Source organism: Acidobacteriota bacterium (genome assembly GCA_020349885.1).
Classification (GTDB): Bacteria; Acidobacteriota.
On the sequence record CP070701.1, the window covers coordinates 742,478 to 750,908 of the forward strand.

Annotated in this window: 8 protein-coding genes and 1 riboswitch; of the genes, 4 read left to right on the forward strand and 4 right to left on the reverse strand. The window is 63.0% G+C overall.

The window, feature by feature from the left end; all coding sequences use genetic code 11:
• From JSV08_03215 to JSV08_03225, 3 genes are all read right to left on the reverse strand, one after another.
• Positions 1 to 547, reverse strand: a 547-nt coding sequence (locus JSV08_03215; protein ID UCF81431.1) for a hypothetical protein, incomplete at its 3' end; no start/stop codon positions are given.
• 40 nt (positions 548 to 587) lie between these two features.
• Positions 588 to 791 carry a hypothetical protein gene (locus JSV08_03220; GenBank protein ID UCF81432.1) on the reverse strand — a complete coding sequence of 68 codons (204 nt, stop codon included), beginning with the start codon at positions 789 to 791 and terminating at the stop codon, positions 588 to 590.
• Between the two features lie 51 nt (positions 792 to 842).
• Complete coding sequence (locus tag JSV08_03225; protein ID UCF81433.1) at positions 843 to 1,286, reverse strand: hypothetical protein; 444 nt, start codon at positions 1,284 to 1,286, stop codon at positions 843 to 845.
• A gap of 87 nt (positions 1,287 to 1,373) precedes the next feature.
• Here JSV08_03225 and JSV08_03230 point away from each other — a divergent pair, with 87 nt between their 5' ends.
• From JSV08_03230 to JSV08_03245, 4 genes are all read left to right on the forward strand, one after another.
• On the forward strand, positions 1,374 to 3,251 hold the full coding sequence (locus tag JSV08_03230) for a DNA primase (protein ID UCF81434.1): 1,878 nt from the start codon (positions 1,374 to 1,376) through the stop codon (positions 3,249 to 3,251).
• A gap of 275 nt (positions 3,252 to 3,526) precedes the next feature.
• Positions 3,527 to 5,233 carry an RNA polymerase sigma factor RpoD gene (gene rpoD / locus JSV08_03235; protein ID UCF81435.1) on the forward strand — a complete coding sequence of 569 codons (1,707 nt, stop codon included), beginning with the start codon at positions 3,527 to 3,529 and terminating at the stop codon, positions 5,231 to 5,233.
• A gap of 146 nt (positions 5,234 to 5,379) precedes the next feature.
• On the forward strand, positions 5,380 to 5,760 hold the full coding sequence (locus tag JSV08_03240) for a hypothetical protein (GenBank protein UCF81436.1): 381 nt from the start codon (positions 5,380 to 5,382) through the stop codon (positions 5,758 to 5,760).
• 43 nt (positions 5,761 to 5,803) lie between these two features.
• Complete coding sequence (locus JSV08_03245; protein UCF81437.1) at positions 5,804 to 6,640, forward strand: HAD family hydrolase; 837 nt, start codon at positions 5,804 to 5,806, stop codon at positions 6,638 to 6,640.
• Positions 6,641 to 6,742: 102 nt separating this feature from the next.
• Here JSV08_03245 and moaA read toward each other — a convergent pair whose 3' ends face one another.
• The gene (gene moaA, locus JSV08_03250; GenBank protein UCF81438.1) at positions 6,743 to 7,735 is read right to left on the reverse strand and encodes a GTP 3',8-cyclase MoaA; all 993 of its coding nucleotides are present in this window, start codon (positions 7,733 to 7,735) and stop codon (positions 6,743 to 6,745) included.
• Positions 7,722 to 7,897: riboswitch (molybdenum cofactor riboswitch) on the reverse strand. Its footprint overlaps the gene before it by 14 nt.
• Positions 7,898 to 8,431: the final 534 nt, after the last annotated feature.

Sequence of the window (8,431 nt, forward strand, 5' to 3'; positions counted from 1 at the left end):
CCGAAGCTACGGAGGTAGCCACTTGGTCGTTTACCGCCGTGGAGACGGCGATGCCCGCAGGGTCGAGCACCGTCCCCGCCGAAGTGACGCGCGCTCCGTAGATGTCGTCGTCCACGCCGCTTCGGAAGTCCTCCCACGCTACGAAGTAATCCGTCCCGTTTGAAGCTGCCGAGGGGTACAGCTGATCGTTCGCCGCCGTGGAGACGGGAATGCCCAAGGGGTCGAGTATCGTTCCCGCCGAAGTCACGCGCGCCCCATAGATGTTACCCGTGCCGCTGCTCCGAGGTTCCGCCCAAACGGCGAAATAGTCCGTCCCGTTCGAAGCCACCGATGTACCCCCCTGGTACCCTGACGCCGGGCCTATCACCGGACTCGGCTCCACCGGAAACTCCGGCCCCACCAACGGGTCAATCAGGATGGGATATCGGGAATTCTCAAGAAACTCGCGCGATACCTCGAACAGGATTTCGCGGCCGGTTGCAAGCGAAGGCCGAATTCTTTCCAGACGCCCCGCCGCGTCAACCACGGTTACGTTGGAGAACGCCACTTGGCCGCCGCCATCCCAGGTTGGAAAAATGAGCCCTTCATCATGCTCCCGCGGCCCGGACGGTGAAAACGATTTGTAGGGTCTGCGCCGCGCCCTTCGTGACGTTCCGCTGTTCGCGGAACTCCTCAGGAACGCGGCCTGTGTCTTCCGTGTCCCTGAGGAGGCCTCCGTAGGAGGCCGTCTCGAAGGGCACGGATTCGGCTAGCCAATACAGCTCCACGCCTTCCTCCCCGCGGCTTCTCACGTAAGGCGTAATGCCGCCTCGCGCTTTGCCTTGAAGCAGGCCGGGCGCGTGCTATTCCAGGCGGCCTTTTCCGAACACCGTCTGTGGAACGCCTCCCCGCTCGAAGCTTACAGAAAGAATTTCGAAATCAGGTTTTTCTTTATTTCCTTGCGCGAAATATCTCAGCCCGTCCTCGCCGACCTCCGCCTGAAAGCGCGGCGTCTCATGAAGGAAAGCATTTCCTTTCTGCGCAAACGGACGCTCGCCGCGTGCTTCGGCGCGGAATCCTTGCTTGGGAGGTTCTTCGGGAAGGCCGCGGTTCTTCCGGACGGTGCGGATGACTTCGTTTATGTCAAAGGGGACGTCGGCTATCTCGACCTCCCCTCCGACCTTCGGCGGGTTTTTCCCTGGGGATGCGGGCGGTTCACCTCCCCATACGGCCGAGGCAGCCGCCAGCGTGAAGCCGATCCACGTCGCCGCTCCTTTCATTTCCTGGATCCCTTTATGAGACACCATTATAGAATTCGCCGTTTCAGGAAATCAACCGCGGCGGGGGCCAGCGTTTGCCGCCGCGGGGGCGCGGGGAGTAGAATGGGGAAACCCATGGCCGGCGGATTTTACCCCGACGAATTTGTGGAGCGGGTGCGCGAGCTCGCCGACATCACCCGTATCGTCGGGGACTACGTGCCGCTCAAGAAGGCGGGCGCCCGCCACCGCGCGCTCTGCCCTTTCCACGAGGAGCGCACGCCCTCGTTCTACGTGAGCCCCGCGAAGGGGCTCTTCCACTGCTTCGGCTGCGGCGTCGGGGGCGACGTGTTCGAGTTCGTCAAGCTCATGGAGCACGTCGAGTTTCCCGAGGCGCTGCGCCTCGTGGCCGAGAAGGCGGGCGTGCCCGTGCCGGAGCCGATCGTTGGCCGGCGCGACGGGGCGGGAGGAGAAAAAATCTCCACCACCGAGATATACGAGATCTACGACCTGGCGCAGAAGTTTTACGAAAAGAATCTCTGGGAGGTCGGCCTCGGAAAAATCGCCCGCGAGTACCTCCGCGAGCGCGGCTTCGGCGAGGACGCGGCCCGGGGCATCGGGCTCGGCTACGCGCCCCCCGGATGGGACCACCTCGTCCGCTTCCTGAGGGAGGGGGGCGCCTCGACCGAGCTGGCCGAGCGCGCGGGGCTGCTCAAGGCGAGCGCCCGCTCCGAGGGCGGCTTCTACGACGTCTTTCGCGGCCGCCTACTCTTTCCCGTCCGCACCCCCTCGGGCAGGGTGGTGGCGTTCGGCGGGCGGACTCTCGCCGAGGACAAGCGCGGGGGGGAGGAGAGCGAGCCCAAGTACATCAACTCGCCCGAGCACCCCGCGTTCCGGAAAAGGCGCACCCTCTTCGGCCTCCACGCCTCCCGCGGCGCCATTGCGAAGAAAGGTTTCGCCGTCCTGGTGGAGGGCTACTTCGACTGGCTGCGCCTCTGGCAGGAGGGCATCCAGAACGCCGTCGCCTCGTGCGGCACGGGATTCACGCGCGAGCACGCCCTGCTTCTGCGGCGCTACACGTCGAAGGTGCTGGTCAACTTCGACGGCGACGCGGCGGGCCGCAAGGCGGCGGCCGGGGCCCTCGAAGCCATGTTCGAGGGCGACCTTGCGGCGGCCGTGCTCTTGTTCGCCGAAGGCATGGACCCCGACGATTTCATTCGCACGAACGGCCGCGAGGCCTACCTCGAAAACCTGCGCCACGCAAGGCCGGCGTTCGACTTCCTGGTGGACGAGGTGGCCGCCCGGCATGATCTGAAAAGCCCCCACGGCAAGGTCGAGGCCCTGAACGCCCTCCTGCCGTACCTGGCCCGCATCCCGAGCGCCATCGAGCGCTCCGAGTATTTTCCCCGTCTCCGGGACCGCCTGAGCATCGAGGACGCCTACCTCGCCGCCGAGGTGAAGCGCCACCTGCGGGAGCGCAAGGGCGCGCTGGACCGCGAGACCTCCGCATCGCCCCAGGCGTCGGTCTCGCTCGCGGTGACGCCCGCCGAGCGCCTTCTTCTGGTGGCGGCCATCGAGACCCCGGAGAAGGCGTCCGAGATTCTTTCCCGCCTGTTTCCGACCCCCGACTCCCCGGCGGAAGGAGAGCATGACCCGATGCACACATCGGGACTTGCCCCGACTACGTCGGGGCTGGCCTGCCCTCAAACCTGGCAGGCCGTTTCACGCCGCCTCGCGGAAGGCCGGGAAATTTCCTTCGCGGCGCTCTGCGAGGAGAATCTTTCCGAGCCCGAAAAAGCTTTCCTGGCGGCGCTCGCCGTGGAGGATTTCTCCCTTCCCGAGCCCCCGGAAGTGGAGGGGGCCCTCAAAACCCTCGAGGATAAGAGCCTTGAACACCAAAGAACGCTTCTTCGGCAGCAATTTAAGGAGGCCGAACGGTCGGGAGACAAGAAGCGGGCAGACGCTATCTGGGCGCAAATAGACGTAATTTCCCAGAAAATTCACCAAAATCCTTGACAAAACCCTCTATCGGCATATAGTGTAATTTAGATGGATGAAATATGGCGGATGCTCGCTGTGAGGTGGGCGTGCATCTTTCGGGAGAATCCTCATCAAAAAATGCTGGACAAATTCTTTTGACGGCGGCATAATCGCTTCCGTCGGAATGGCGTTTGAACCTGGAAACCGACGGGTCGTTTGAAAAATTCGGCGAAGATACTGATATTACGAAACGGACATATTGAGCCCGCACAGGCGTTAACCTTTATAGCGACTAGGAGAAAACCCACGTAATGGCCGTTAGACGTATGGTAAGGAGACGTTCCCGAACCGGTCAGTCCTCCGAGGAGGAGATGTTCCTGTTCGATACCGCGGAGAACGGCGATTCCTCCGAGAACACCCCGCCCAAGAGCGGCTCGGAGTCCGAGGCCGTGGAGGAAATCTACAAACTGGTGCGCGCCCAGTCGGCCGTGAAGGAGGAGGATCCGGGGAAAGAGGAAGGAGGGGTGTTCTTTTTCGATCGGGAAGAGGTGCTTCAGGACGCCGAAACCGAGACGCCCACGCCTTCCGAAGAGGAGATCGTGGAGGAGAAAACGAGCGATCCGGTTCGCATGTACCTTCGGGAGATGGGCACCGTTCCGCTGCTCACCCGGGAGGGGGAAGTGGAAATCGCGCGCCGCATCGAGAGCGCCCAGAACAGCTTTCTGCGCACCCTATCGCACTCCCACCTCGTGGCGCGGATGCTCATATCTCTGGGCGGGCAGCTCAAGCGCTCCGAGATTAAGCCCCAGGAGCTCCTTTCCTTCTCCGGAGCCGAGCCGGACGAGGACTCCGAAGAGGCGAAGAACAAGGAGGAGGCGCTAAAGATCGTCTCGCGCCTCGCTTCGCTGGAAGAGCAATACCAGCAGCACGTCAAGTTCCTTCGCCGGCTGAGCAAGTCGCAGCCCGCCTACAAGCGGCGCGTGTGGAAAATTTTCCGCACCCGCTGCAAGCAGGCCCGCGAGATCCGGCACCTGCCGCTGACCGACAAGCAGAAGGACATGCTCCTGGTGCCGTTCAAGGAAGCGGAGGACAGGCTGAGGAAATTCGCGCGGCGCCTTCGCGAGGCCGGGCGGAAGCACGCCAAGAGCCGCTCCCTGACGAAACGCAAGGAGCTCAAGGCCGAGGCACGCCGCCTCCGCGAGCACATCGCCTACGTGGAGCGCGAGATCGAGATGTCGACCGAGGAGCTCAAGCGCTTCCTGAAGAAGAGCCGGCACTACGTGTTCGAGCGCGAGCGCGCAAAGAACGACCTGACCGAGGCGAACCTGCGCCTGGTCGTCTCCATCGCCAAGAAGTATTCCAACCGCGGCCTCCACTTCCTCGACCTCATCCAGGAGGGCAACATCGGCCTCATGAAGGCCGTCGAGAAGTTCGAGTACAGGCGCGGCTACAAGTTCTCGACCTACGCCACGTGGTGGATTCGCCAGGCCATCACGCGCGCCATCGCCGACCAGGCGCGCACCATCCGCGTGCCCGTGCACATGATCGAGACCATCAACAAGACGGCGCGCGTCCAGCGCCAGCTCGTCCAGGAGCTGGGCCGCGAGCCGACGGCCGCCGAGGTGGCGAAGCAGATGGACATTCCCGTGGACCGCGTCAACAAGATTCTCAAGACGGCCCAGGAGCCCATCTCGCTCGAAACCCCCATCGGCGACGACGAGGACACGCGCCTCGCCGATTTCATCGAGGACTTCGACTCCGAGTCCCCGGTCGAGTCGCTCCTCGGGTTGAACCTCAAGGAGGTCGTGGGCAACGTCCTCGACACCCTGAGCTCCCGCGAGGCGCGCATCCTGCGCCTGCGGTTCGGCCTGGGCACCGGCACCGAGTTCACCCTGGAAGAGGTGGGCAAGGACTTCGAGGTGACGCGCGAGCGCATCCGGCAGATCGAGGCCAAGGCCCTCCGCAAGCTGCGGCACAAGACCCGCAGCCACAAGCTGAAGGGTTTCCTCGAGGGCTAGGCGCGCGCCGCACGGCGGCCCGCCGAGGGGGGCTTTTTTCGGGAGGCCGCCGTTGCCGCGGCGAGGAAGGGATCGGGGCAAAGGGAGGCGCCTACTCTCTAACCTGCAAGAGCGGAATGGAAAACCAGCAAGACACAGGCACAAGCATGCAGCCGACCGACGCGGCCTTCACGTGGGGGAGATTCCGGGCGACCGCCGCCTGGCACCTCGCGAGAGCCACGATGTGGGTCGCCGCGGGCTTTTTCATGTTATTCAGAATCCACCAAAAAGGAGCGGCCATATTGGCGGTGACCACGCTGTTTTTTTGCGTGGGAATATTTTTCGTGTTCTACCCCTTCTACCTCTACTTTCGCTGGGAAGAAGAGAACAAGAAGTGGAAAGCCATTGTCGGAGTCTGGGGATTTTTCCCATCCTACGCCGAGCTTTGGAAAGAGAATAAACGGCATGCCATAATCGTGGCATTCTCGCTGCTCTTTCACCCCATAATCGTCATCGTTCTTCTTGTGGCCATTCTCGTCATGGACTAGCCGGTGTTCCGATTGTGAAATGATTGCGCTATAATCTTATTGTATGCCCTCCGAGATCACGGCCGTTTTCTTCGACCTGGACGAGACGCTCATTCCCGACGAGCCTGCGTTCGAGGAGGCGCTTCACGAGACGTGCGGGGAGGTCGAGAAGGCGCACGGCGTCCCGAGGGAAAAGCTCGGGCAGAGCGTCGAGCTCGCGGGGCGGCGCCTGTGGAAGGAGTTCGACGAGGAGCGCGGGCTCGCGCGGCGCCTCGGCATAAGCGCGACGGAGGGGCTGTGGGGAAAGTTCGAGACCGGAGAAAATCCCAACATCAAGGCGCTGTGCGCCTTCGCGCCGGGCTACCGGAAGCGGGCGTGGCACGAGGCGCTCCGGGAGCACGGCGTCGACGACGCGGCGCTCGCCGGGCGCCTGGCCGTGCGCTTCATGGAGGCCCGCCGGAAGCCTGCCCGTTGCGCGCCGTTTCCCGACAGCCGCCCAGTGCTCGAGGCGCTCAAGAAAAATTTCCGCCTCGGCGCCATCTCGAACGGCGCGGTGGACCTCCAGCGCGAGAAGTTCGCGGCGTCGGGGCTGGAGAAGTTTTTCGAGGCCATCGTAATCTCCGCCGAGCTCGACGTGGGCAAGCCCGAGGCCGGCATCTTCGAGGCCGCCATGAAGAAGCTCGACTCGGAGCCCGCGGGCTCGGTGATGGTGGGCGACTCGCTCGTGCGCGACATCGCGGGGGCCCGCGGCGTCGGGATGAAGGCGGTGTGGATCAACCGCTTCGGGAAGGGTATCCCGGACGGCGAGCCCATCCGGCCGTCGGAGCGCGAGCTCGAGCGCCAGAAGCCCGACCTCGAAATCTCCGACCTCTCCCCCCTCCCCAGCTGGCTCGGAGCTTAGGAGTATAGAGTATTGAGTATTTAGTATTGAGTATGAATAAGGAAGTTTCTTCCTATTCTCTATACGCCATACTCTATACTCGATACTAAATACTGCCTTCCCCTACCCTCCTACCGCGCTCATCGAGCCGTGCGTGACGAATTCCCTCCCCGGCGCCATCGCGTGCCGCTCGGGTTTTACCGATAGCGCCCGCGTGACGAGCGCCGCCAGGTCCTCTGATGAGGCGCCGGCGCGGAGCGGGTCGCGCAGGTTGACGAAGAGGTCGTCGTGGTCGAGGCAGGGATAGAGAAGCCCCGTCGAGGAGAGCCGCATGCGGTTGCAGCGGTCGCAGAAGCTGCACGTGAGGGCGCCGATGAAGCCGAGCGTCGAGGAAAAACCCTCGACCGCCGCGTAGCTCGCGGGGCCGTCCCCCGCGGGACCATGCTCCAGCGGCGTGAGTCGAAACTCTTTCTCCAGCACCCGGCGCGCCTCGGCGAGCGGAAAGAATTTCCTCATGCCGAGGAAGCCGCCCCCTCCTACCGGCATCAGCTCGATGAAGCGCGGGTGCGCGCCGCGCCCGAGCGCGAAGCGCGCGAGCGGCACGATCTCCCCGTCGTTCAGGCCCTTCATCAGGACGGTGTTGATTTTAACGGGATCGCATCCGGCGGCGAGCGCCGCGTCCACGCCCGCGACGGCCCTCTCCACGTCGCCGCCCCTGGTGATGTTGAAGAAGGTTTCCGGGTCGAGCGAGTCGAGGCTCACGTTGACGCGCCGGAGTCCGGCCCGGCGCAGGCGTACGGCGTGTGGCGCGAGGTAGAGGCCGTTCGTCGTGAGCGCCACTTCATCAAACATGCGGCGCCTGAGCAGGTGCTCTATAAAATAAACGGAGTCGCGCCGCGCGAGCGGCTCGCCCCCCGTGACGCGGATGGAGGAGATTCCCAGCGCCGCAAAAACACTCAAAATTTGTTCGAGCTCCTCGTAGGTGAGCAGCTCGTCGTGGGGAAAGAACTCCGGCTCGTGCTCCCGCGGCATGCAGTAGAGGCAGCGGAAGTTGCAGCGGTCGATGAGCGACACGCGCAGGTAGGTGACTGTGCGTCCGAATCTGTCCTTGAGCATGCTTCCTTTCCAATTCCTCCCGCGCCGCCTAGTGTGCGGCCCGGGATTCGGGAGGCCGCGGGGTTTCCCGCCGCAGCCCGTGCCCCGACTTGTCGGGACAAGTTCCCGATACCGTTTCCGGCCAGCGGGGGCAGGTATCGGGACTCGGAAAATTTTTTAGAGCATTTTAGGATATACGTTTAGGCGGTGGAGTCAAGGGGAGGGACCAGCGGCCAGGGGCCAGCGCCCAGTTAATCTCCCTCGTAGTGGTTTGAGGGCGGGCAATAGTCGACGGTCGGCGGTCGACAGTCTGAAAGCCCTTCACTATTTGACCATAGACCATTGACCATAGACCCGTTAACCCGTCGGGACAAGCCCCGCCGCTTCGCACGGGGCAAGTTTTACCCCGATGCGGAGAGTCGGGGCCGGCAACCCAGACTAAGAGTCTGGGCAAGCTCCGGCAAATCCGGCAAAAGCGGCAAAATGCTTGACAAATCCCGGAAACGGTACCAGCGTATAAAGTTATGAACGCGCGACTAAGAAACCATCGTTATGCAGTGATGTTGCGAAAAGAAACAAAACAAGGGCCTCCTTAAAGGAATTACGGAACGAACCCGGGAAGTGCGCGTAAACAAAGGATTTCCTTGGGTTCGCTCCCCGAACGAACCCAATAACCTGAGAATGAGAATGTGTGAAAAGGAAACATTTTTCGAAGCG

What these genes read in the sequence shown, in the direction of transcription:
- moaA (UCF81438.1), bottom strand. Translation starts at nt 7,735, where the DNA reads ATGCTCAAGGACAGATTCGGACGCACAGTCACCTACCTGCGCGTGTCG.
- JSV08_03230 (UCF81434.1), top strand. Translation starts at nt 1,374, where the DNA reads ATGGCCGGCGGATTTTACCCCGACGAATTTGTGGAGCGGGTGCGCGAG.
- rpoD (UCF81435.1), top strand. Translation starts at nt 3,527, where the DNA reads ATGGCCGTTAGACGTATGGTAAGGAGACGTTCCCGAACCGGTCAGTCC.
- JSV08_03245 (UCF81437.1), top strand. Translation starts at nt 5,804, where the DNA reads ATGCCCTCCGAGATCACGGCCGTTTTCTTCGACCTGGACGAGACGCTC.
- JSV08_03240 (UCF81436.1), top strand. Translation starts at nt 5,380, where the DNA reads ATGCAGCCGACCGACGCGGCCTTCACGTGGGGGAGATTCCGGGCGACC.
- JSV08_03225 (UCF81433.1), bottom strand. Translation starts at nt 1,286, where the DNA reads ATGGTGTCTCATAAAGGGATCCAGGAAATGAAAGGAGCGGCGACGTGG.